This window comes from Streptococcus oralis (genome assembly GCF_019929365.1).
Classification (GTDB): domain Bacteria; phylum Bacillota; class Bacilli; order Lactobacillales; family Streptococcaceae; genus Streptococcus; species Streptococcus oralis_BT.
Window position 1 is genome coordinate 35,648 of the sequence record NZ_JAHZPH010000005.1, and the last position, 23,478, is coordinate 59,125.

Annotated in this window: 23 protein-coding genes, 1 tRNA gene and 1 riboswitch; of the genes, 5 read left to right on the plus strand and 19 right to left on the minus strand. The window is 42.0% G+C overall.

The window, feature by feature from the left end; all coding sequences use genetic code 11:
- Positions 1-56 precede the first annotated feature (56 nt).
- Positions 57-275: riboswitch (FMN riboswitch) on the minus strand.
- Positions 276-315: 40 nt separating this feature from the next.
- On the minus strand, positions 316-819 hold the full coding sequence (locus K1I53_RS07105) for a tRNA (cytidine(34)-2'-O)-methyltransferase (protein ID WP_000181359.1): 504 nt from the start codon (positions 817-819) through the stop codon (positions 316-318).
- Between the two features lie 401 nt (positions 820-1,220).
- On the opposite strand from K1I53_RS07105, the gene trkA reads away from it, so the two are divergent.
- Together trkA and K1I53_RS07115 are read left to right on the plus strand one after the other, a co-directional pair.
- Positions 1,221-2,570, plus strand: a complete 1,350-nt coding sequence (gene trkA, locus K1I53_RS07110) for a Trk system potassium transporter TrkA (RefSeq protein ID WP_223328875.1) — start codon at positions 1,221-1,223, stop codon at positions 2,568-2,570.
- A 3-nt stretch (positions 2,571-2,573) separates the two neighbouring features.
- Positions 2,574-4,013 (plus strand): TrkH family potassium uptake protein, encoded by a 1,440-nt coding sequence (locus tag K1I53_RS07115; protein ID WP_223328876.1) that lies wholly within the window; start codon positions 2,574-2,576, stop codon positions 4,011-4,013.
- 88 nt (positions 4,014-4,101) lie between these two features.
- Here K1I53_RS07115 and K1I53_RS07120 read toward each other — a convergent pair whose 3' ends face one another.
- The 5 genes from K1I53_RS07120 to K1I53_RS07140 form a co-directional block, all read right to left on the minus strand.
- Complete coding sequence (locus K1I53_RS07120) at positions 4,102-5,031, minus strand: ATP-binding cassette domain-containing protein (protein WP_084921570.1); 930 nt, start codon at positions 5,029-5,031, stop codon at positions 4,102-4,104.
- 10 nt (positions 5,032-5,041) lie between these two features.
- Complete coding sequence (locus K1I53_RS07125; protein ID WP_049479470.1) at positions 5,042-6,109, minus strand: ABC transporter ATP-binding protein; 1,068 nt, start codon at positions 6,107-6,109, stop codon at positions 5,042-5,044.
- An 8-nt stretch (positions 6,110-6,117) separates the two neighbouring features.
- Positions 6,118-7,044, minus strand: coding sequence for an oligopeptide ABC transporter permease OppC (gene oppC, locus K1I53_RS07130; protein ID WP_084948444.1), 927 nt, complete (start codon positions 7,042-7,044; stop codon positions 6,118-6,120).
- Positions 7,044-8,540, minus strand: a complete 1,497-nt coding sequence (locus tag K1I53_RS07135) for an ABC transporter permease (RefSeq protein ID WP_223328877.1) — start codon at positions 8,538-8,540, stop codon at positions 7,044-7,046. Before K1I53_RS07135 ends, oppC begins: the two co-directional genes overlap by 1 nt.
- A gap of 66 nt (positions 8,541-8,606) precedes the next feature.
- Positions 8,607-10,586 (minus strand): peptide ABC transporter substrate-binding protein, encoded by a 1,980-nt coding sequence (locus tag K1I53_RS07140; RefSeq protein WP_223328878.1) that lies wholly within the window; start codon positions 10,584-10,586, stop codon positions 8,607-8,609.
- A gap of 303 nt (positions 10,587-10,889) precedes the next feature.
- On the opposite strand from K1I53_RS07140, the gene K1I53_RS07145 reads away from it, so the two are divergent.
- Positions 10,890-10,960: transfer RNA gene (locus tag K1I53_RS07145), tRNA-Cys, on the plus strand.
- Positions 10,961-11,107: 147 nt separating this feature from the next.
- Here the strand turns inward: K1I53_RS07145 and K1I53_RS07150 are convergent.
- The 11 genes from K1I53_RS07150 to K1I53_RS07200 all read right to left on the minus strand — a co-directional run bounded on the left by K1I53_RS07150 (position 11,108) and on the right by K1I53_RS07200 (position 19,896).
- On the minus strand, positions 11,108-12,439 hold the full coding sequence (locus K1I53_RS07150) for a hemolysin family protein (RefSeq protein ID WP_223328879.1): 1,332 nt from the start codon (positions 12,437-12,439) through the stop codon (positions 11,108-11,110).
- 139 nt (positions 12,440-12,578) lie between these two features.
- Complete coding sequence (locus K1I53_RS07155; RefSeq protein ID WP_223328880.1) at positions 12,579-13,403, minus strand: DNA/RNA non-specific endonuclease; 825 nt, start codon at positions 13,401-13,403, stop codon at positions 12,579-12,581.
- Positions 13,404-13,443: 40 nt separating this feature from the next.
- A complete protein-coding gene (locus K1I53_RS07160; protein WP_000791880.1) occupies positions 13,444-13,635 on the minus strand; it encodes a DNA-directed RNA polymerase subunit beta in 192 nt (63 codons plus the stop codon).
- Positions 13,625-14,905, minus strand: coding sequence for a UDP-N-acetylglucosamine 1-carboxyvinyltransferase (gene murA / locus K1I53_RS07165; protein WP_223328881.1), 1,281 nt, complete (start codon positions 14,903-14,905; stop codon positions 13,625-13,627). Before murA ends, K1I53_RS07160 begins: the two co-directional genes overlap by 11 nt.
- A 22-nt stretch (positions 14,906-14,927) precedes the next feature.
- Positions 14,928-15,158, minus strand: coding sequence for a DUF1146 family protein (locus K1I53_RS07170; RefSeq protein WP_002892633.1), 231 nt, complete (start codon positions 15,156-15,158; stop codon positions 14,928-14,930).
- A gap of 55 nt (positions 15,159-15,213) precedes the next feature.
- The gene (locus K1I53_RS07175) at positions 15,214-16,251 is read right to left on the minus strand and encodes a SepM family pheromone-processing serine protease (RefSeq protein WP_173259023.1); all 1,038 of its coding nucleotides are present in this window, start codon (positions 16,249-16,251) and stop codon (positions 15,214-15,216) included.
- Positions 16,235-16,723 carry a pantetheine-phosphate adenylyltransferase gene (gene coaD / locus K1I53_RS07180; RefSeq protein WP_223328882.1) on the minus strand — a complete coding sequence of 163 codons (489 nt, stop codon included), beginning with the start codon at positions 16,721-16,723 and terminating at the stop codon, positions 16,235-16,237. The genes K1I53_RS07175 and coaD overlap by 17 nt, the downstream gene beginning before the upstream one ends.
- Positions 16,713-17,252: a 16S rRNA (guanine(966)-N(2))-methyltransferase RsmD gene (rsmD, locus tag K1I53_RS07185; RefSeq protein WP_002874201.1), complete on the minus strand. Its 540-nt coding sequence runs from the start codon at positions 17,250-17,252 to the stop codon at positions 16,713-16,715. The genes coaD and rsmD overlap by 11 nt, the downstream gene beginning before the upstream one ends.
- Positions 17,253-17,316: 64 nt before the next feature.
- The gene (gene asnA, locus K1I53_RS07190; protein WP_223328883.1) at positions 17,317-18,309 is read right to left on the minus strand and encodes an aspartate--ammonia ligase; all 993 of its coding nucleotides are present in this window, start codon (positions 18,307-18,309) and stop codon (positions 17,317-17,319) included.
- A gap of 108 nt (positions 18,310-18,417) precedes the next feature.
- Positions 18,418-19,101 carry a Bax inhibitor-1/YccA family protein gene (locus K1I53_RS07195; RefSeq protein WP_001076875.1) on the minus strand — a complete coding sequence of 228 codons (684 nt, stop codon included), beginning with the start codon at positions 19,099-19,101 and terminating at the stop codon, positions 18,418-18,420.
- Positions 19,102-19,155: 54 nt separating this feature from the next.
- Positions 19,156-19,896, minus strand: a complete 741-nt coding sequence (locus tag K1I53_RS07200) for a TrmH family RNA methyltransferase (RefSeq protein WP_223328884.1) — start codon at positions 19,894-19,896, stop codon at positions 19,156-19,158.
- A gap of 33 nt (positions 19,897-19,929) precedes the next feature.
- Between K1I53_RS07200 and K1I53_RS07205 the strand changes: the two genes are divergently transcribed.
- Together K1I53_RS07205 and yidC are read left to right on the plus strand one after the other, a co-directional pair.
- Positions 19,930-20,208: an acylphosphatase gene (locus tag K1I53_RS07205; protein ID WP_001174621.1), complete on the plus strand. Its 279-nt coding sequence runs from the start codon at positions 19,930-19,932 to the stop codon at positions 20,206-20,208.
- Between the two features lie 77 nt (positions 20,209-20,285).
- Positions 20,286-21,206 carry a membrane protein insertase YidC gene (yidC, locus tag K1I53_RS07210; RefSeq protein ID WP_223328925.1) on the plus strand — a complete coding sequence of 307 codons (921 nt, stop codon included), beginning with the start codon at positions 20,286-20,288 and terminating at the stop codon, positions 21,204-21,206.
- 74 nt (positions 21,207-21,280) lie between these two features.
- On the opposite strand, the gene pflA is transcribed toward yidC, so the two are convergent.
- Positions 21,281-22,075: a pyruvate formate-lyase-activating protein gene (gene pflA / locus K1I53_RS07215; RefSeq protein ID WP_001288277.1), complete on the minus strand. Its 795-nt coding sequence runs from the start codon at positions 22,073-22,075 to the stop codon at positions 21,281-21,283.
- 117 nt (positions 22,076-22,192) lie between these two features.
- On the minus strand, positions 22,193-23,449 hold the full coding sequence (locus K1I53_RS07220) for a diaminopimelate decarboxylase (protein ID WP_223328885.1): 1,257 nt from the start codon (positions 23,447-23,449) through the stop codon (positions 22,193-22,195).
- Positions 23,450-23,478 lie beyond the last annotated feature (29 nt).

The following is a 23,478-nucleotide window of genomic DNA, read 5'->3' on the forward strand; positions in this document are numbered from 1 at the left end:
TTTGAGTAAGCGGTTGCAATTTATCTATAAACTCATCCGAACAGACAAAGCTATTCTTTCGTCTTCTCCCATCCAGACTATACTGTCGGTTGTGGAATCGCACCACATCAGCTTGCGCTCGCGGACTTATTTGGCTAAGATATTTTAGATTTATCTAGGCGTCGCAGTCGAAGATAATACTTAAAGTATATCGAGACAAGACAACGACGAGAAAGCTAAAATAGCTAGTCAAATTTACCGCCGGTCGGGAATCTCACCCTGCCCTGAAGACCTTTTTATCATAACAAAAAACGCTTGCAAGCGCAAGCATTTTGTTTATTTCAATTTATCTGCTTCATAAGTGTGAACAAGCTCCAAACCGGCAAAATGTTGCTGGCGAAGAGCCTCATAGACAATCATACAGACCGTATTGGAAACATTGAGACTGCGAACATGCTCATCATTCATAGGGATACGGAGAGCTTTCTCAGGATGTTCTCGCATAAAGTCCTCTGGCAAACCCTTATCCTCACGTCCAAAGAGAAAATAGTGGTCCTCATCGCTTGCTAAATCTGCCTCAGAATAAACTTTTTCAGCAAATTTCGAAATCAGGTAAACTTGTCCTTTCATCTGAGACATAAAATCTGCCAAGTTATCATAAAAATGAATCTCTAACTTATCCCAATAATCCAAACCTGCTCGCTTCATCTTGCGGTCATCAATGGGAAAGCCCATTGGCTTGATGATGTGGAGGGGAGAATTGGTCGCAGCACAGGTACGCGCGATGTTACCAGTATTTTGTGGAATCTGAGGTTCAAATAATACAATGTGATTTGTCATAATTGGCTTCCTTTTATCATTGCAAAAAAATAGCCACACTGCCCGGAGTCAAGCTCAGCAAACAGCGTGGTTAAGGCGTCGTTAACTTACCTCACAACAGGTTTGAAGTAAATCAGCGAAACTACTTTCTTAGTATAACACTTTCAGAATCAATGTCAATAGAAACGACTTGATTTTTTTACTTTTTTTGATGATATTTTCATGTTTGGTCATTCCATTTCCGAAAAGGGATAGTAAAAGAGTAAAATCACTTCAAATCAGAGACGTTGTTATAGAGGTTAAGCATATTTATCTTCAAAAACTTGAAAAAGCCCTTTCTCCTCCTAAAAATCGGCTTGACAAGTGCATTTTTTGCTAAAAAAGGGTATGATAGTTACATCATGAAAAAGTAGGTTTTTTATATGAAAATTGTCCTTGTTGGTGGAGGGAAAGTCGGTTTTGCCCTCTGTCGTTCACTGGTCGCAGAAAAACATGACGTTGTCCTCATAGAACAAGATGAGGCTGTCCTCAACCATATTGTCAGCCGCTTTGATATCATGGGCCTCCTTGGAAATGGTGCAGACTTTACTATCTTAGAGCAAGCCGGTGTCCAAGAGTGTGATATCTTTATCGCTCTAACTGAATACGATGAAGTGAATATGATTTCAGCGGTACTAGCTAAAAAAATGGGCGCTAAAGAAACTATCGTTCGAGTGCGAAATCCTGAATACTCCAATGCCTATTTCAAAGAGAAAAATATTCTTGGATTTTCACTTATCGTTAATCCAGAACTCTTAGCAGCTCGTGCCATCTCAAATATCATCGATTTCCCTAATGCCCTCTCAGTTGAGCGTTTTGCCGGAGGTCGTGTCAGCCTGATGGAGTTTGTTATCAAAGATTCTAGCGGGCTCTGTCAAATGCCAATCTCAGACTTCCGTAAAAAATTTGGCAACATCATTGTCTGTGCTATGGAAAGAGACCATCAACTCATGATTCCAAGTGGTGATGTCACTATCCAGGACAAGGATAGGATTTTTGTTACGGGAAATCGTGTGGATATGATGCTTTTCCACAACTATTTCAAATCACGTGCAGTGAAAAGCTTGCTTATCGTTGGGGCTGGAAAAATCGCTTATTATCTACTTGGCATTTTGAAAGACAGCCGCATCGATACCAAGGTCATCGAGATTAACCCTGAAAGAGCTCGTTTCTTTAGTGAAAAATTCCCAAATCTCTATATCGTACAAGGAGATGGAACTGCCAAAGATATCTTACTAGAAGAAAGTGCTCCTAGCTATGATGCAGTCGCAACCTTAACTGGGGTTGATGAGGAAAACATCATCACCTCTATGTTTCTTGACCGTGTTGGCGTCCATAAGAATATCACCAAAGTCAACCGAACTAGCCTCCTAGAAATCATCCATGCGCCTGATTTTTCAAGTATCATTACACCAAAAAGCATCGCGGTAGATGCCATTATGCACTTTATCCGTGGTCGGGTAAACGCCCAATACTCAGACCTTCAAGCCATGCACCATCTTGCAAATGGCCAAATTGAAACCCTGCAATTCCATATCAAGGAAGCTAATAAAATGACTGCCAAGCCACTTTCGCATCTAAAATTAAAAAAAGGTGTTCTCATCGCAGCCATTATCCGAAAAGGAAAAACAATCTTCCCTACTGGAGAGGATATGCTTGAGGTGGGAGACAAGTTACTGGTAACTACCCTGCTACCAAACATCACCAAAATTTATGATTTGATTGAGAGGTAAAAAATGAATAAAAGTATGATTCTTTACCTCCTCTCAAAACTTCTCTTGATTGAGGCTATTCTACTCCTAGTGCCTGTGAGTGTAGCGACCTATTATCAAGAATCCAGCCAAGTATTTACAGCTCTTTTTACTACGATTGGAATTTTAGTCCTTCTTGGTGGTCTTGGCGTTTTACGGAAACCGAAAAATCAACGGATTTACGCCAAGGAAGGGGTCTTAATCGTTGCCCTCTGTTGGATTCTCTGGTCTTTCTTTGGTGGCCTCCCCTTTGTCTTTTCAGGACAAATCCCAAGCGTCATCGATGCCTTCTTTGAAATCAGTTCTGGATTTACGACTACAGGAGCAACTATTCTGAACGATGTTTCCGTTCTCACTCGTTCCCTCCTCTTCTGGAGAAGTTTCACCCACTTAATTGGAGGGATGGGAGTGCTCGTCTTTGCACTTGCCATTATGGACAATGCCAAAAATAGTCACTTAGAAGTAATGAAGGCAGAGGTCCCTGGTCCTGTCTTTGGCAAGGTCGTATCCAAACTAAAAAACACTGCCCAGATCCTCTATCTGCTTTATCTAGCTCTCTTCTCCCTTTTTGTGGTCATCTACTATCTAGCAGGTATGCCCTTGTTTGATAGCTTTGTCATCGCTATGGGAACAGCCGGAACTGGGGGCTTTACCGTCTATAACGACGGAATTGCCCACTACGGTAGCTCACTCATCACCTATCTAGTTAGTATCGGAGTGTTGGTTTTTGGGGTTAACTTCAATCTCTACTACTACCTCATGCTCCGTCGGATTAAGGCTTTCTTTGGAGATGAAGAACTGCGAGCTTATGTGATCATTGTCCTAGTGTCTACCGGCTTGATTACTCTTAATACGCTCCACCTCTACCAAGGTGTCTCTAAAAGTGTTGAAATGGCCTTCTTCCAGGTTTCCAATATCATCACGACAACAGGTTTTGGTTACGGAGATATTACCAACTGGCCCCTCTTCTCCCAATTTATCCTCCTCTTCCTCATGGGAATCGGTGGATCGGCTGGCTCAACTGCAGGTGGTCTCAAAGTGATCAGAGGACTCATCCTCTCAAAAATTGCTAAAAATCAGATTTTGTCCATCTTATCCCCTCACCGTGTCTTGACTCTACATGTCAACAAAACTGTGATTGACAAGGATACCCAGCACAAGATTCTTAAATATTTTGCCATCTACGTGATGATTATACTCTCTCTCATCTTTATCGTCAGTCTTGATAGCAATGATTTTCTAGTCGTGACCAGTGCTGTCTTCAGCTGTTTTAACAATATCGGACCTATTCTAGGTACAACCTCGAGTTTTGCCATCTTTAGTCCCATCTCTAAAATCCTCCTCTCCTTTGCAATGATTGCAGGTCGCTTAGAGATATACCCAATTTTGCTACTCTTTATGAAACGCACTTGGTCTAAACGCTAATTATAATACATTTCCCCTTTTACAAGCTAGTAGAAGGGGAATTTTTCTATTAAAAATGAGAAGACCTTTCGATCCTCTCCTAATTTGTTTATTCTTTAAGAGCTTTCTTGTAACGAGCAACTTCCGCTTGGTTAGCCCAAACATAGTGACCTGGACGAATTTCTACCATAGATGGCTTATCTGTCTCATAGTCATGTTGGTTAGGATCGTAAACTTTCAAGACCTTCTTGCGTTCCAAGATTGGATCTGGAATCGGTACAGCAGATAGAAGTGCTTGAGTGTATGGATGGACAGGATTGTTAAACAACTCCTCTGTCTCCGCCACTTCGACGATAACTCCCTTATAGATAACCGCGATACGATCTGAGATAAAGCGAACAACTGACAAATCATGCGCGATAAAGAGATAGGTCAAGCCCAACTCTTTTTGGAACTTCTTGAGCAAGTTCAAGACTTGCGCACGCACTGATACGTCCAAGGCTGAAATTGGCTCATCCGCAATAACGAAATCAGGTTCCATCACAAGGGCACGGGCAATCCCGATACGCTGACGTTGACCACCAGAAAACTCGTGTGGATAACGGGTCAAGTGTTCTTTCAAAAGTCCAACTTCATGAATCATCTTTTGAACTTTTTCTTTACGATCTTCTTCGTCTTTGAACAAGTGATAGTTGTAAAGACCTTCAGAGATGATATAGTCAACCGTCGCACGCTCATTCAAGCTGGCTGCAGGGTCCTGGAAAATCATCTGGATACGACGGATCAAGTCTGAGGATTCCTTATGAGATTTTTTTCCATTGATCTTATGACCATCAAAGATGATCTCACCTTTACTGGTATTATTTAGACCAATAATAGCACGACCAATCGTTGTTTTCCCACTACCAGACTCTCCTACAAGAGAGAAAGTTTCCCCCTTGTTGATAAAGAAGTTGGCGTTTTTAACCGCGACAAACTTCTTACTTCCTTCACCGAAGGAAATTTCTAAATCTTTAATTTCTACTAATTTTTCAGACATTTCCTTCCTCCTAGTCTTCTAGATGAGCAAAGCCCATTTTATCACGAATTTTGTCATGCAAATCTGCGATGACCCCAGGTTTTTCAACTTTAGGAGCATTCTCATGAAGCAACCAAGTCTTAGCCCAGTGAGTATCAGTGACTGAAAACTGAGGTGCTTTCTGTTCAAAGTCAATTTGCATCGCATAATCTGAACGAAGGGCAAAGGCATCACCTTTCAACTCAGTATAAAGAGACGGTGGTGTTCCTGGGATAGAGTACAATTCCCCTTTATCATCAGCAAGCTGAGGCAAGCTAGACAAGAGACTCCAAGTATATGGATGACGTGGGTCGTAGAAAACTTCCTCAACAGTTCCATATTCTACAATTTCTCCAGCATACATAACCGCTACCTTATCGGCAATACTTGCTACCACACCAAGGTCATGGGTGATAAAGATAATGGTAAAGTGGTACTCGTTCTGTAAAGTTTTAAGCAAATCAATGATTTGTGCTTGAATGGTTACATCAAGAGCCGTTGTTGGCTCGTCACAGATCAAGATATCTGGACGACAGGCAAGGGCAATCGCAATAACGATACGTTGGCGCATCCCTCCAGAATATTGGAAAGGATACTCTTCAAAACGTTTTTCAGCATCTGGGATTCCGACCTTGTTCATATAGTCGATTGCCATCTCTTTGGCTTCCTTAGCTGTTTTCCCTTGGTGTTTAACGATAACTTCAGTGATTTGGCTACCGATTGTATTGATTGGGTCCAAACTTGTCATAGGATCTTGGAAGATGGTCGCAATTTTAGCACCACGAATCTTCTCCCATTCCTTGTTAGAAGTCAAGGCTGTCAAGTCTTGTCCACGATAGTCGATACTTCCTTGGGCAATACGTCCATTGTCTTCTAACATCCCTGTAAAGGTTTTTGTTAATACAGATTTACCAGAACCTGACTCTCCTACCAAGGCAAGAACTTCTCCCTCAATAAGGTCCAGAGAAACTCCTCGGATAGCCGTCAGAACTTTGTCACGAACGTCAAATTCCACGACAATATCACGAGCAGTCAAAATTACATTATTTTCTTTTGTCATGTCTACTCCTATCTATGTGTACGTGGATCACTAGCATCCGCTAGGTTTTGACCAACAACAAAGAGAGATAGAGATACCAAGATCAAGGTTGTCAATGGAATCCAGAACAAGTAAGCGTTGGTCGTAACGTTTTGTGAGTAATCTGAGATCAAGCGTCCCAGACTCGGCACTGTTACAGGCAATCCCAATCCAAAGAAGGAAAGGAAGGCTTCATAAGAGATGAAGCTTGGCAACATCAAGGTCATCGTAGAAACAATAACGGATACCAATTGTGGCATGATATTTTTAACGATGATTTTAAAGGTTGGTGTCCCAAGTGTTTGAGAAGCAAGGTTGTATTCCAAGTCACGGTAACGCATGATTTGGATACGAATCATATAAGCAATCCCAATCCAAGTTGTCACACTCATGGCAAAAATCAGATTCCAGAAACCAGCACCGATTGAGTAAGTCAAGACAATGACAATCAAGAGAGATGGAATGTTTGAAATAATGTTATAAACTTCCATCATGACACGGTCAACAGATTTTGAAATTCCCCAAATTCCACCAACAATGACCCCAATTACAAGGTTGATAAAAGTGGCAATTACAGAGATAAGGATAGAGTTACGCGCACCAAACCAAACCCCATCAAACAAGGATTTACCATTACTATCTGTACCAAACCAATGTTCGGCATTGGGCTTGATAAAACGAGCGCTAAAGTCATTCACCTTACTTACATCGTTGAAGTCAAAATCTGAGAACATTGGATAAATAAAGCTCATCAAGATAATGGCAACCAAAATCCCCAACATAACGACTGTTGATTTTTTCTTTAGAAACTGTCTAAATACAGAACCCCAGTATGAATAGGCAGGGGCGTCAATTGTTTCAGAGGCAAAATCGTCACGTTTTACGAACTGAAATTTTTCTTTTCCGATTGTTGACATTATTTGCCTCCTTTCTCTGTCAATTTAATACGTGGATCAAGCATGGTCATCCAGATATCTCCTACAAAGAGTGAGAAGATAGAGATACATGTAAAGATAAAGACAAGACCAACTACCATTGAGTTGTTTGATGCCTTAACAGAGTCAATCAACATTTTACCCATACCTGGGAAGGCGAAGACGGTTTCTGTCAATGTTGCACCACCGATAACCCCGATAACGGCACCAGGAATACCTGAAACCAAAGGAACCATGGCATTTTTAAAGATGTGTTTGTTTGAAATTTCTTTTTCAGACAAACCTTTTGCACGCGCAAAACGAACAAAGTCTTGAGATTGCAAGTCAATCATATAACGACGGATCCAGATAGCCGTACTTGGTGCTCCTAGCAAACCTAGAATAACTGCTGGCAAGACATAAGAACGCCAATCTCCAGCACCCAAGATAGGGAATGAGTCTGGAAGCCCGATCGAAGATCCAATCAAGCGTACGATGTAAACCAAGGCAATCGTTGGAAGAGCAAGCAAGAAGGTTAGGGCACCTGTAGAGAAGCTGTCAATCCAAGTATTCTTGTGGCGAGCCATAGCAGAACCAAGAGGAATTGCGATAGCATAAGAAATAATCAAACCGATCAAACCAGCAACAGCCGAGCTTGCAATCATTGATGGATATTGATAATTGCTTTCTGTAGCTGTATATGGATCGTCTTTACCATAGTTAGCTACCTCACGCGCATCTGCTTGACTTGGTGACTTGTAGGTACGAGAGTAAATATCTACAGAGGAAGTCTTTTTACCCGTAGGGAATTGAACTTCCGATGTCTTAGTTTGTCCTTGACCTTGTGTGATAACTTGAAGCACTGGTGTGTTCGCATAAGTTGGGTAAGAGTCTCCCAAGTTAATGTTCACAAAGTTTTGGTGTACAAATGGGAATTGATTGTTGAAATACAAAAGGTATTTATGTTTTGTACCTGAACCAACCAATGACCAACCAATAGCAGGGTCATTTTCAAAACGAAGATAGCGTTCCAAGTTTGGATTTTCAGGGTCTTGAATCTTGTTTGTATGATCAACATCAATCAAGTTGGCATAGAATTTGAAAACACGTTCAAAAATTGGAATTTCACGCGTCGCATAGAATTGACCACTTTCTGAGAATACACCTAACGTCCAACCATTTCCTAGTTGGTTGATGTATTTTTCGTAGATTGCCTTGTTAGTCTCATTGGCATCTACTGTTACAGATGAGTCCATCGTGCTAGCTTTTTCCTGCAACTCTTTCGTATCGTAATATTCGATATAGCCCATTCGCTCATAAACGGTATTTTCATAATTGTCCCGTTTATCAGGCGTCGTTGCAATCTTGTTATAGTTGGTATCCTGCTTAAAAATCAATTTCCGCGGAACCATCGTATAGATAATCGTGTAGGTCAAGGTTGTCACCAAGAAGATAGACACCAATGAACGCAATACACGCATAAAAATATATTTCTTCATATCGTTTCCTTTTAAAATCCCAAAAGAACCTTCTCCTCATGGAGAGAAAGTTCTCTTAAGAGTTATTTATTTAACGTGATTAGCCAATTCTTTTTGAACTTTTTCGTTTGATTCTTTTTTCTCTTTAAGCCATTTTTCACGAGCTTGTTCATAGTCAGCTTTGGTTACTACCTTGTCTTGTAACTGAATATACTTGAAGTATACATCTGATCCCTTATCTCCAGATTGGCTATATGATGCAGAGAATGGCACAACACGAGAAATGAATGGTGCAGCACCAGTTGATGACATAGCTGGCAAGATGAGTGAGCTATCTGTCAACCAAGCTTGAGCAGCCGCGTATTTTTCATAACGAACATTCAAGTCGCTTGTTTCTTTAGCAGCTTCATCAACTAGCTTATCGTATTCTTTCAAACCAACTTGAGCTGCTGCAGCATTATCTGCACCTTCGTAACCCATGTATGTTTTTGTTTGTTCAGCATTCGTTGTCTTCAAGATATCAAGGTAAGTTGATGGATCTTCATAGTCAGGGTTCCATCCAACGGCACCTGAGAGATCCCAGTCTTCTGCTGCTGCATTCGCCGCATAGTAGGTGATATTATTAAACTCATCTTTAGAAACTTGTTGGATATCGATGACTACATTGTCTTCTCCAAGCACTGTTTCAACGGATTGTTTGAAGGATTGGATACGTGCGATATAGTTTTTAGCAGTTTGGTCTACTGGGATATCCAAGTGGATAGGGAATTTCACACCTTCTGCTTCCAATGCAGTTTTAGCTTTGGCAAGTTCAGCTTTAGCTTTATCGGCGTTGAAGAGTCCATCTTGACCATCCGCAAAGTTTACATTCTTCCATTCATCGCCATAAGCTGCCATCTTATCAGTCACTAAGTCACCGAAAGTTTTTTCACCAGCAGAGACGAAGTCAGGTTTTACAAAGAGGTTACGAACGGCACGAGGAGCGCCTTCTTTACCATTAATTTGTGCTGAGTAAGAAGTACGGTCAAAGGCAAAGTTCAAGGCCTGACGGAAGTCTTTGTTAAGAAGGGCTTTCTTAGTAGAAATCTTCTCTTCATCAGTTGTCTTAGAAGTATATTTGTAACCTTGACGGTCAATATTCACACCCAAACCACCAATACCAGGTCCTGATGGGGTGTAGAAGATATTTTCCTTGTAGGTTTCTTCTACTTTAGAATAGTTTGAACTTGTTGGGTAAAGACGGGCATAGCTATAAGCTCCACTTGTAAAGTTACGTTCAATAGACTCTTGGTCTGAACCATCATAGTAAGCAAGGGTTACTTTATCAATATGAACATTGTCTTTATCCCAATAGTTTTCATTCTTAGCGAATTCGATAGATGACTTAGCAGTCAAACCTTTCAGCAAGAATGGACCATTGTAAAGCAAGGATGTAGGGTCAGTTGCCTTAGCAAAGTCAGATCCTTTTGATTTTTCAAATTCTTCGTTCAATGGCCAGAAGATTGCGTAGGCCATCTTAGAGTTCCAGTATGGTTCTGGTTGGTTCAAGGTATACTCAAGAGTATAATCATCAACTGCCTTTACACCTACTGAAGAAAAGTCTTTATTGTTTCCAGCTTTATAGTCAGCTAGACCTTTAACTGAATCTTCTGCTAGATAAAGTGCTTCAGACTTGTTATCAGCCGCGTGTTTCAAGCCATTTACAAAGTCCTTAGCTGTCACTTCAGCATACTCTTCGCCATCTGATGTCATCCATTTGACACCTTTACGAATCTTGTAGGTATAAGTCAAACCGTCTTTTGAGACTGACCAGTCTTCTGCAACTGCAGGAGTCAAATTCCCATATTTATCATTTGTAAAGAGACCATCGATACCATTTGAAGTGGCAATCTTAGTACTTTGTTTTCCTGAAATGAGGTAATCCAATGTTTCTGGGTCAGCTGAATAAACATAACCATAATTTTTTGGCGCTGTTGAATCAGATGATTTTGAAGAACTGCAAGCAGCGAGAACGCCAGTTGCCAGCAAAGCAACTCCTGCTGTAACAAATATTCTACTTTTTTTCACGTATATAACTCCTCTTAAAAAATTTAGGCTTATTGCCAATTATACCATAGATTTCTCAAAAAGTAAACGAATTTTCAGAATATTTAGGCGTGTACCCACAAAAAACTTTCATTTGTCAAATTTCTTTATTCTTTGTTTGCTATCTATCGAGTCATAAGGCAAACTTAATGTCCATAAAGCCTGATTTTCAGGTTTTCTTTCTCCATTTTCTACCCAGTCAGAAAGGGCATTCTTCTAAATTGGATTTTCGATTAAGAAACTATTGACGTAAAATCATTTTCAAGGTATAATAATAAACGTTGAGGCGGTATAGCCAAGTGGTAAGGCACGGCTCTGCAAAAGCTTGATCGTCGGTTCAAATCCGTCTACCGCCTTCTGTGACCTGATTATTCAGGATTTCATCAAACAACAAGCCCATGAAATTGGGCTTTTTTATTTTTTTCTTCGGATAAATAAGGATAACTTTGAAAATCTTTTGGAGCGGATTTGGCGAATGAAAAACAGTGACAAAAATCACTGTTTTACTCGGTTTCTTCCTCAGGTTCTAGTTCTGTGATTTGAACTTTTACCTTGGTAACACGTCCATTTTTCACCTTATCATTGGTCAGGACAATCTTCTTGTTTTGGCTGACCAGTTCATAACTGATTTTTTCAGTTGTAGGAATCGTACCGACACCTGTCAAATAATAACCAGCGATGGTATCCACATCATCGCTTTCTAGTTCAACACCAAAGTAGTCGTTGAAGTCGTTAAGATTCATGGTTCCCTGTGCAATATAGGTATCCTCACCGATTTGGTGGACTTCGATTTCTGCCCTATCCGTCTCATCGTCAATTTCTCCGACAATCTCTTCTAGGAGGTCTTCCAGAGTTACCAAACCAGCCATACCACCGTATTCGTCTAGTAAGATAGCCATTTGATTTTGGGTATTTCGCAGCTCTTTCAATAGATCATCCACAAAGATGGTCTCAGGCACAAATAGCGGTGTTTGTAGGATTCGTTTCCAAATAATATTTTCAAAACCATCTGCATAGGCAGCGTTTAGCAAGCGCTTGGTATGAATCAAACCGATAACATTGTCTTTATCACCATCATAAACAGGAATACGCGAAAAATTTTGCTTTAAAATACTTTCGATAATCGTTTGACTATCATCCTGAATATCCACCATAAAGGCATCTGTCCGAGGAACCATGACTTCTCTCGCCATCAGCTCATCTAGAGAGAAGATCCCTTGTAACATCTCGATTTCGTCTGCATCCAGTGTTTCTTCACTATTGGTGAGCATGTACTCTATTTCATCTCGAGTCATTTTTTCATCCGCATCATCAAAAGTCATTGGTGTCAAACGACTCAACAAATTAGTTGAAGCAGATAGCAACCAGACAAAGGGACTGACAATCTTTCCAAGACCAATAATAATTGGTGCTGTTCGAATCGCCAAAGCATCTTTTAGATTAAGGGCAATACGTTTAGGATAGAGCTCACCAAAAACAATGGAGATATAGGTCAAGAATGCCAAAGAGAGGAAACTTGCAATGGCGTAAGCTGTTTCACTATTTCCCATCCAAGATGCGATCGCTTGTCCAAGGGTATCCGCCAATTTGGCCCCTGACAAGATCGTAATCAAGGTGATACCGACTTGAATCGTTGATAAAAAGTGATTAGGATTTTCAAGTACCTTTAACAAACGGATATAACGTTTGTCTCCTTCTTCTGCCTTTTGCTCTACTCGGGCACGGTTTAATGACACCATCGCCATTTCAGTGGCTGAGAAAAAAGCATTTAACAAGGTCAAGATAAATAACAATACAAACTGTAGCAACAAATTCTGACTGCTCGGGTCTTCCATAGTCCTTCTCCTAAAATAGTATCTTGTGTTCCATTATATCATAAATTAGCGTAGGAATCACATTATTTTCTAATTTATACAATTGCTCCCTTATCAATGACGGACAAGGGAGCAATTTTTGTTCTTTTATAGATTGTTTCTAGTTTGTCACCGTGACTTGACCTGTTCGGTAATCAAGCTGAATCCCCTTTTGAACATTGGGGATTAGGACATTGAATTCCAACTCGCCATCTGAAGACTTGGCTTCGATTTGTGAAGCGGATGGAACTAGATCCTCATTTGTCGCATAGTGAAGCGTCACCCGATAACGGACTCTCTTATTCTGGTCCAAGGCTTTCCTAACCAAACTCTCATAGTAGTTCTGCCCTGTCGAATCTTCAGCTTGCGCTTGATTCGCCCAAGCTGTCTGGACTGCAATGTTCTTGGGATTGCTGGTAGAGGCATCAAAACCATCCAAACCACCTATTAAGGCATAGCCCAGCAGATGTCCTCTATCAACTGCATGTGTATAGGCTCCCTTTAGATTCTTAACCTGATGCCATCCTGGTGGCATCCAAGAGGTGGATCCATTTCCAGTCTCTTCACGATTCTTATACTGTCGAGTGGCTTTAGATAAGATGGCATTAGCAACAGTTGGGACGGTCTCTTTCCCGACTGGTTTTATTTTATTATCCGCATAGGGTTTGCTAGAAACCTTGGCATCTAGATTGGTTTTATTGCCATTGACAATGAAGGCTCCTGCTCCATTCCACTCGAGCCCCCCTTTGATTTGGTTTTTGATTGACTCAGTTAAGATACTTTCAGCCAGCTCCTGACTGGGAGCTTCTGAAGCTTGTTTTTTCTGACTAACTTTGGTTTTAGGCGTGTTTGATGTCGACTGCATCTGCTTGATATAATAGCTTCCAGCAGCCAAGAGTAAGAATATAAGTAACCCTACTAGTGTCTGTCTCGTTTTTTTGTTCATTTTTCTCCTTATTTCTTTAGAAAAAGACTGGTCTCCCAGTCTAATTTCCTGTAAATTTACTAATCAATTCTTGCCATTTCGCTGGAGACAAAATCGCCCATGGATCCTGTCCCTTTCCTAGAATCCCGTAGCCGATCATCAAGCCGATTCCTAAAGCGAGGAATCCCAGCAAGAGTACGATAAAAATCAACAGTAAGCGACGGAGTACATAGCGTATGTTTTTATTCTTCATCCTTAACCTCAATCCGCTGAATCTTTGCTCCTAGCTGAGCTAATTTCTCATGGAAACGGTAGTAACCTCTATCAAGGTGGACTAACTTACCAACAACTGTTTCTCCCTGCGCTACCAAACCTGTCAGAATCAAAGCAGCACTAGCGCGAAGGTCCGTTGATAGAACTTCTGCTCCCTGTAAAGCCTGTCCCCCAACAATACGAGCTGTATCACGGATAATCTCTGAATGCAAGCCCATACGGCGCATTTCCTCCAGATGTTGGAAACGATTCTCAAACACCGTTTCCACCATGGTGGATTCCCCTTTTGCGACTGTCATCAAAGCTGTAAATTGTGCCTGCATATCTGTTGGAAATCCTGGGTGTGGTAAAGTTTTTACATGAACAGCTTTGAGATTTTCAAGTTGAGAACGAACACGGATGCCTTCTGATTCCTCTGTCACTTCAACACCCATTTCAAGTAGTTTTGAGATTAAGGGGCGATTATGTTCCCAGACTGCATCACGAACGAGGACATCTCCGCCAGTCATAGCTGCAGCCACCATAAAGGTTCCGGCTTCGATACGATCTTGTACCACATTATGAGTTGTTCCATGAAGTTTCTCAACACCAGTCACTGTGATGGTTTCGGTACCAGCTCCCTTGACCTTAGCTCCCATCTCATTAAGGAGAATAGCGAGGTCAACAATTTCCGGCTCACGCGCAGCATTTTCAATGACCGTCACACCGTCAGCTAGAGTTGCCGCCATCATGAGGTTTTGTGTTGCGCCGACACTAGGGAAGTCCATGTAGATATGAGCGCCATGCAGGCGTTCTGCCTTGGCTTCGATGTAACCAGCTGTCTGGGTAATCTTTGCCCCCATAGCTTCCAAACCTTTGAGGTGGAGGTCGATCGGACGACTCCCAATAGTGCAACCACCTGGCATGGATACCTTGGCGTGGCCTACACGAGCAAGGATTGGTCCCAAGACAACGATGGATGCCCGCATCTTGCTAACATACTTGTATGGAGCCTCCTCCGTGATATCACCAGTAGCATCAACCTCGATAACATGAGCTTCCTCATCAAAGTCCACCTTGGCATTCAAACCACGAACCACTTGATTCATAGTGAAAACATCTGACAAGATTGGGACGTTCTGCAAGACTGTCTTACCCTTGCTTGCTAGAATAGTCGCTGCCAATAAAGGTAAGACTGCATTCTTTGCTCCCTCGATGGCCACACTCCCGACCAGACGATTATCTCCGCCTTGAACCACAATTTTTTCCATAGTTTTTCCTTTACTTTTGATTTTATAATAGTCCTCTAAGTGCTTCTTGCCACAGTTGGTACAAACTGATAAAGAATGAACTCAAGATATAGCCCATCACAATACTAAAGAAGCCTACCAACAAACGAACTTTTTTTGTGTTAGTAGCGGTCACTTTTAAAACCTTTTCCCATCTCACAAGATCCTTTAAAAGGTAAAAACTCAAATAAATAAAGAGTATATGACTACTTAGAGTGAATAATAATTGAACCATTTGACTATTATACCATCTTATCCGCTTGCGCGCTAGTTTTCGATTTTTCTACGGATTAGGGATTGTTTTTAAGGTAATCAATTGCATCCTGCAAGGTCTTAACTGGAACGATTTTCATCTCTGTTTTGATCGTTTTAGCAGCTTCTAAGGCTGTTTCATAGTTGCTTTTCGCATTGGGATCTGCTTTTTTTGCTTCCTCGGTGACTGGATTGTCAGGAGCAAAAAAGATGTTGGCTCCCTGACGAGAGGCTGCAACCACTTTTTTGTCAATTCCACCAATATCGCCAACATTTCCATCGCGATCAATGGTTCCCGTTCCCGCAACGATGCGACCATTACGAAGTCCTGGATCTGCTATCTGGGTGTAAATAGCGAGACTAAACATGAGACCGGCACTTGGCCCCCCGATACCAGCTGTTGAAAAGCGAATCGGAACATCACTGGTCACTTCCGTACGGTCAATCAAACCAATCCCAATCCCGTTTTTCCCGTTTTCGAGAGTGATAATCTTACCTTCAGCAGACTTGACTTTTCCGTCTTCTTCATAAGTTACCTTGACTGGATCTCCCAGTTTTTGAGAGTTGACATAATCAATCAAGTCTTTGGAACTGTCAAACGTCTTATCATTAACAGCCGTAACGGTATCCGCAATGTTCAGAATGCCTTTGAAGGTTGAATTGTCCGTCACGGTCAAGACGTAGACTCCCAGATACTTGAGCTCGATATCCTTGCCAGCCGTCTTCAAGCCTTGATACTTGGCCATATTTTGGGATGTTTGCATGTAGAACTGATTGATCCGCATAAACTCTGCATCTGTAGAGCCACCCGTTGTCTCCTGAGCACTTCTAATATCCGTAAATGGAGTCAGCCAAGCATAAACAAGATGCGACAGAGTTGCATGTCGAATACCGACTGTTACAAACTGGTAAGCTCCTGCTTCTGTATCTTCTGTTTCATTGACTTTCAAAACTTGACGAATATCTTCCGCTCCACCTGGAACTTCTATGTAGTAAGGTAAAGGTACTACAAAGGCTAAAAAAGTCAATACTAGTGCTAGGATGACATATAAGGGCCATCTAGTTTTTTTCTTCATGTTCTAATTCCTCCACAACACTGTTTGGGACATATTGCTGAATCTCCTGACCAAACTTCAGAAGTTCTCTCACGGCTGAAGAGCTGATATAAAGATGCTCTGGGCGACTATATAGGTAAATGGTTTCGATTTCTGGAGCCAGTTGATAATTGTAGTAATCAAAACTAGATTCATATTGCAAGTCTGTGGCATTCCGCAAGCCACGGACAAGGGTCTTAGCACCCAGTCTTCTTGCAACATCGACGACTAGCTGGTCATGAGAAGCCAACACCTCTACATTACCTAAATGCGCCACAGCTTTTTCGACTGCCCGTTTGCGATTTTCAACAGGGAGAAAGCCTTGTTTGTGGGGATTGTAGAACACCCCGACATAGAGCTTATCAAAGAGTTTGCTGGCACGTTCAATGATATCCAGATGTCCATTTGTCATCGGATCAAATGAACCTGTAAATAATCCAATTTTATCTGACATAGACCGTCACCTTACTAATCCCATATATTTTTTCTTTCCAGATGCCTAAGCAGGCGATTTCTTCTGGGAGTTCTACAGACTTATCGGTTTCACAGACAACCATGATCTCTTCGGAGAAAAGGTTTCTTTCTGCCATTTTTTCGATATCTGCAACGATTTGTTCCTTGGCATAGGGAGGGTCTAAAAAGACCAGGTCAAAGGGACCTTTCACTTGCTCCAAGGCCCGTTCAGCCTCCATCTTTAAGAGCTGAAATTTGGAAACTTCCTTGGTCATTTGGATGTTTTCAGCGATGATAGCTTGCGCCTTTCGATCCCGTTCCACTAAGACAGCATGGGACATCCCACGCGAGACTGCCTCAATGGATAAACCACCACTGCCAGCATAGAGATCCAAGACACGACCGCCCTCAAAATAGGGACCTATCATGTTAAAGATAGCTCCACGCACCTTATCTGATGTCGGCCTCGTCGTCTTGCCTTCTAGCGTCTTGAGGGGTCGCCCTCCGTAGATTCCTGATACGATTTTCATACCGTTTATTATACCAAATTATAGGCAAAAAGAGAAAGAAAACCGAACCTTACGGTTCGATTCTCTATAAGATATTTTCATAAGTATCGCGAACTTCTTGAGGCCAGACACTGGTCTGAACTTCTCCAATGTGTTTCTTACGAAGAAGGAACATGGCCATCCGAGACTGTCCGATACCTCCACCAATTGTCAGTGGGAAAAGGCCATTAAGCAGGGCCTTATGCCATTCCAACTCCAGACGATCTTCGTCTCCTGTAAGAGCCACTTGGCGACGAAGGGTATCCTCATCTACCCGAATCCCCATTGATGAAAGTTCAAAGGCACAACCAAGAGATTCGTTCCAAACTAGAATATCCCCATTCAGTCCCTTGTAGCCATTCTCAGACTCTGTTGTCCAGTCATCATAGTCAGGTGCACGGCCGTCATGAGGTTTCCCGTCAGGCAACTCGCCACCAATACCAATCAAGAAGACTGCGCCGAACTCTTTACAGATTTCATTTTCACGCTCTTTCGGTGTTAGATCTGGGTAGCGTTCCACCAACTCTTCCGTATGGATAAAGGTAATCTGTTTTGGCAAGATAGATTCGATATCATAGCGGGCTTCTACTGCTAGCTCTGTCAGACGAATAGCCTTATAAATCTTTTCAACTGTTTCTTTGAGATAAGCGATATTGCGTTGACCATTTGGAATCACCTTCTCCCAGTCCCACTGGTCTACATAAACAGAGTGGGTCGCATCCAGCGAATCTTCGTCTGGACGAAGGGCCTTCATGTGAACAAACAGACCTTCTCCTTCACCGAAACCAAAGCGAGCCAAAGTGTGACGTTTCCATTTGGCAAGTGAGTGAACGACTTCATAAGTTTCATCTGGAATCTGCAAAACCTTGACAGATACTGGATTTTCGACACCTGACAGGTTGTCTTGCATCCCATCACCGACCTTACTCAAGATAGGTCCCTGAACTTCCACGACTTCTAGTTTATCTTTCAAATACTGGGTAAAGGTGTTTTTAACAAAAGAAATTTCTTCTTGCTGATGAATAAAGCTTTTCTTCATAACTACTCCTAAAAAATTAATTAAAAGCATTATACACCTATTTTCAAGAAAAGGAAAGAGTAAATAAGAAAAAGTCAGTGCTCTTTTGAACACTGACTCTGTCATTCATTAATCGTTTCGACCAAAGATTCGTAAGATGCTAAGGAAGAGGTTGATAAAGTCTAGGTAGATGCTGAGCGCCATTGAGATGACCCAGCCTGTTGCTACTTGCCCTCTTGACTGCTCATAAACATAGCGAATCTTTTGGTTGTCCCAAGCAATCAAACCTGAGAAGACCAAGACCATGGCAATACTAATCATGTAGTCAAAGAAACCACTAGCTAAGAAAATATTCACAATCATGGCAATGATGAGGCCAACAAGCGCAGCCATCAGAGCACGTCCCATTCCACTCAAATCTTTCTTAGTGAAAATTCCGATTGCTGCCATGACAAAGAAGAGAAGGGCGCTGGATACAAAGGCTGATAAGACGGTCCCAGGTGTATAGAAGGCTACGACAAAGCTAAGTGTGAAGCCATTTAAAACAGAATAAATTAAAAATACTGGGAGAGCTGCTGGACTGTTTTTAGCAGCCATGCTACTCGCAACAAAGACCAGACCAAGTTCTGCAAAAGTTGCAATCATCAACCAGAGACGACCATGCATTAAAAAGTAGACCAATTGAGTCTGAAAGACCGTCAACATCAAAGCTGACACGAGAGCTGACAGACCAATCCCAAGTCCCACAAAGGCATAAACCTTAGCGTAAAATTGATTGAGACCTGAACGTTCTTGAATAATTGTTTGATTCATTCTGATTCTCCTTTTTCTATAAATATGTCTTGATTATAACAAAGTTTTTATAAATTAGCTGAAATAAAACATCAAAATGCCTGCCGCAATGCCAACATTGAGACTCTCTGCACGGCCCTTCATTCCAATATGAACCAACTGATCAGCACTCTCAACCATGACAGAACTAATCCCCTGTCCTTCATTTCCCATGACTAAAACAAAGTTCTCTAGGGGAGAAAGCTCACGATAATCCTTTGAATCTCTCAATAAGGTCGTTGCCAGAATGGGCAAGTCACTCTTTTTAGCCCCTTCTACAAAGGTGGCAACAGGCATACGATAGATGGGCAAATGAAAATGACTTCCTTGCATGGAACGCAGAGTCTTGAGACTGTAGACATCTGCTGACTTGTCTGAAACAATGACCCCTGTAAAACCTGCAGCATCCGCCGTCCGAATCATGGTGCCCACATTACCAGGATCTTGAACATCTTCTAAAAATAGAAACTTTCCCTGACGAAGATCAGGCTGTCCCATTTCTTCTTTTTGAATAACTGCGACAATGCCTTGAGGGGTTTGCGTATCTGCTAAGTCCCGCAAAATCTCCTCTGAAACCCAGACTGTTTGCGAAAAAGCGGCTAACTGTTCCTTATAGCTCTCTAGGGCAAAAATCTTCTCAATCGTCACTCCAGCTTGAACAGCTTCTTCGAATAAGTGCCAGCCCTCAATCAAATAAGCAGACTTTCGATATTTTTTTTGATGCAATTTCTTGGCATTTTTTACCACAGAATTGGCTTTTGAGGTTATAATAGTCATAGAAATATTATAACACAATCAAAGGGGTTTGGTATGCAAAAGGTTAGAATGATTGCCCAAGGCAGGGTGCAGGGTGTTGGTTTTCGTTGGGGCGTTTATACTCTAGCGCTTGAAATCGGTGGCATCACTGGTCGTGTCTGGAATAATGACGATGGCACAGTGGAAATTCTTGCTCAGGCAGAGTCCTCTGCCACTATGGCAAAATTTATCCAAGAAATCCGAAAAGGTCCGACACCTTTCTCAAAAGTTACCTATCTAGATGTACAAATGAGCAACTTTTCATCTTACTCGGACTTCAAAGTCGCAAATTAGGTCTCCAGAACTATTGTATATTTTACAAAAAAACAGTAGAATAGAAAGGGATAATTTTTAAAGAAGGAATGAAAACATTGAAATCTATTAAACGTTTTGCCCTCTCTGCTATGGGAGTGGCTATGCTACTCGTCTTGACAGGTTGTGTTTCTGTTGATAAAACGACTGGAGAACCAACAGGATTTATCTGGAACACCATCGGAGCGCCTATGGCAGAGGCCATCAAATACTTTGCTAATGATATGGGACTTGGTTTTGGGATGGGGATTATCATCGTCACCATTATCGTGCGTTTGATTATCTTGCCGCTCGGTATCTACCAATCGTGGAAGGCGACGCTTCACTCTGAAAAGATGAACGCCCTCAAACACGTGCTTGAACCACATCAAACACGTCTAAAAGAAGCAACAACTCAAGAAGAAAAACTTGAGGCTCAACAAGCTCTCTTTGCCGCCCAAAAAGAACATGGTATCAGCATGTTTGGTGGTGTAGGATGTTTCCCTATCCTCATTCAAATGCCTTTCTTCTCTGCTATCTACTTTGCTGCCCAACATACTGATGGGGTCGCAGGATCTAGCTTCCTCGGCATCGCACTAGGATCACCAAGCATGCTCCTTGTAGCCTTTGCCGGTATTCTTTACTACATCCAATCTCTCCTCTCGCTTCATGGAGTAGAAGATGAGATGCAAAGAGAACAACTTAAGAAAATGATCTACATGAGCCCACTCATGATTGTTATCTTCTCCCTCTTCTCACCAGCCAGTGTAACACTTTACTGGGTTGTCGGTGGTTTCATGATGATTCTCCAACAGTTTATCGTCAACTATGTCGTTCGTCCAAAACTTCGTCAAAAAGTACGTGAAGAATACGAAAAGAACCCTCCGAAAGTCAGCCCTTCTGCAGGTGCAAGAAAAGATGTGACTCCTAAGCAGCCTCAGGCTATCACAACCAATAAGAAAAAGAAAAACCGCAACTCTGGCAAACAACGATCTAGATAAGACTCAAAAAGCTTAGCTGAAAGGCTAGGCTTTTTATGCATCACAAAAGCCCGATGTCTCCATCAGGCTTCTTTTTATCCATGAACACGCTTCATGTAGTCTTGGTAACTTTCTGTATCCATCAATTCCTTGGCATTCTTAACACGGTCTGCTGTTGGAGGTTTGACCCCTTCGAGCGAATATGGAATCCCAAGTTCACGCCACTTGAATTCTCCCATAGTGTGATAAGGTAGGATTTCAAACTTGTCAACGTTTTTGAGGGTTTTGACGAATTTACCGAGTTCAATCAAATCCTCATCTCTATCTGTCAATCCTGGAACCAATACGTGGCGAATCCAAACAGGTTTTCCAATATCTGATAGGTACCGGGCACAGGCCAAGATGTTTTTATTGGTTTGGCTAGTAACGATCTTGTGCTGTTCTTCGTTGATTTCCTTGATATCCAGGAGAACCAAGTCTGTCACCGCCATGAGTTTATTAAACTTTTCGAGATAACGTGGTGTGTTACGGAAAGGAAGGGCACAGGTGTCCAAGGTGCAGTGGATTCCTTTTTCCTTAGCCTTGGTAAAAAAGGCAATCAAGAAATCAATCTGCAAGAGTGCCTCTCCACCACTAACAGTGATTCCTCCCTTGTCTCCCCAGAAACCACGATAACGAAGGGCTTCTGTCAAGACATCGTCTACTGTCCGTTCGCGTGATTTATTGGTCTCCATAGCCCATGTATCAGGGTTATGGCAGTACTGGCAACGCATGTGACAGCCCTGCAAAAAGACAATAAAACGAATCCCAGGACCATCTACCGCCCCAAAACTCTCTGTCGAATGCACCATTCCTGTCACTTGTCCATAGTCAATTGTTTCTTCAGACATATCGTCACCTTCCTTGAAACCGTTTTATAGTTTTATTATATCACGACTTGAGGGAAAAACAAGATTTTTGTCTATTTTTTAGAAAGCAATCTGTTTTTCACTTTCATTTTTATTTTTTTAATGATCTGATTCAAAATCAAAACCATACAAGGTTGCAAAATAGTCCTCAGGGCGCTCTGCACGGCGGATTTGGCGGGCTTTTCCTTCTTCGGTATAGAGGATTTCTGCCGAGCGTAGTTTGGCATTGTACTGGTAACCCATGGAGAATCCATGTGCACCTGTATCATGAATCACCAGTAAATCACCGATTTCTGTATGAGGTAGTTCGCGATTAATGGCAAATTTATCATTGTTTTCACAGAGTGAACCAACCACATCTACAACCTCAACTGGTCCGTCTGGATGGGTCAGATTGGTGATATGGTGGTAAGCTCCATACATGGCTGGGCGCATGAGGTTGACGGCCGAGGCATCCACACCTAGATAGGTACGATAGGTTTTCTTTTTATGAGTTACTTTGGTAACGAGAACTCCGTGAGGTGCCAGCATAAAACGGCCCAATTCAGTGAAAATCTTGATCTGATCAAGACCTGCCGACGTAAGGACTTCTTCATAAACCTTTCGCACGCCCTCACCAATCATAGCAATATCATTTGGCTCCTGGTCTGGGCGATAGTTGACTCCGATTCCGCCAGAAAGATTGATAAAGTCTAGCGAAATGCCCAACTTGTCCTTGATTTCAACGGCTAATTCAAAAAGCTGACGCGCCAACTCTGGGTAGTAGAGATGGGTGACGGTATTGGATGCTAGGAAGGAATGAATCCCAAAAGTCTTGGCTCCTTTTTCCTTCAAAATAGCAAAGGCTTCAAAAAGCTGGTCCTTGGTCATCCCAAACTTGGCCTCTCCAGGATTGTCCATAATATCCGTCCCCAGTTCAAAAACGCCTCCAGGATTGTAACGACAAGAGATGATTTCTGGAATGCCTGCCGCTCGCTCCAGATGTTCAATATCTTCAAAGGCATCCAAGTTAATGGTTGCGCCCAATTCACGCGCATAGGCATATTCCTTGTCAGGCGTGTTGTTAGAAGAGAACATGATTTCAGAACCGGGGAAATCCAGTTTATGGCTCATCAAGAGCTCCACGTAACTAGAACAGTCCACACCACAACCTTCCTCTTGGAGGATTTTCAAGATGGCTGGAGTTGGAGTAGCCTTAACTGCAAAATATTCTTTAAAGCCCTCATTCCACGAAAAAGCCTTGTTTACTGCTCGCGCTTTCTCGCGAATCCCCTTCTCGTCATACAAGTGAAAGGGAGTCGGGAACTCTGCAACAATTGTTTCTAAATCTTCACGGCTGATAAATGGTGTTTTCATAAGCATCCTTCTATTCTGTTTGCAAAGAA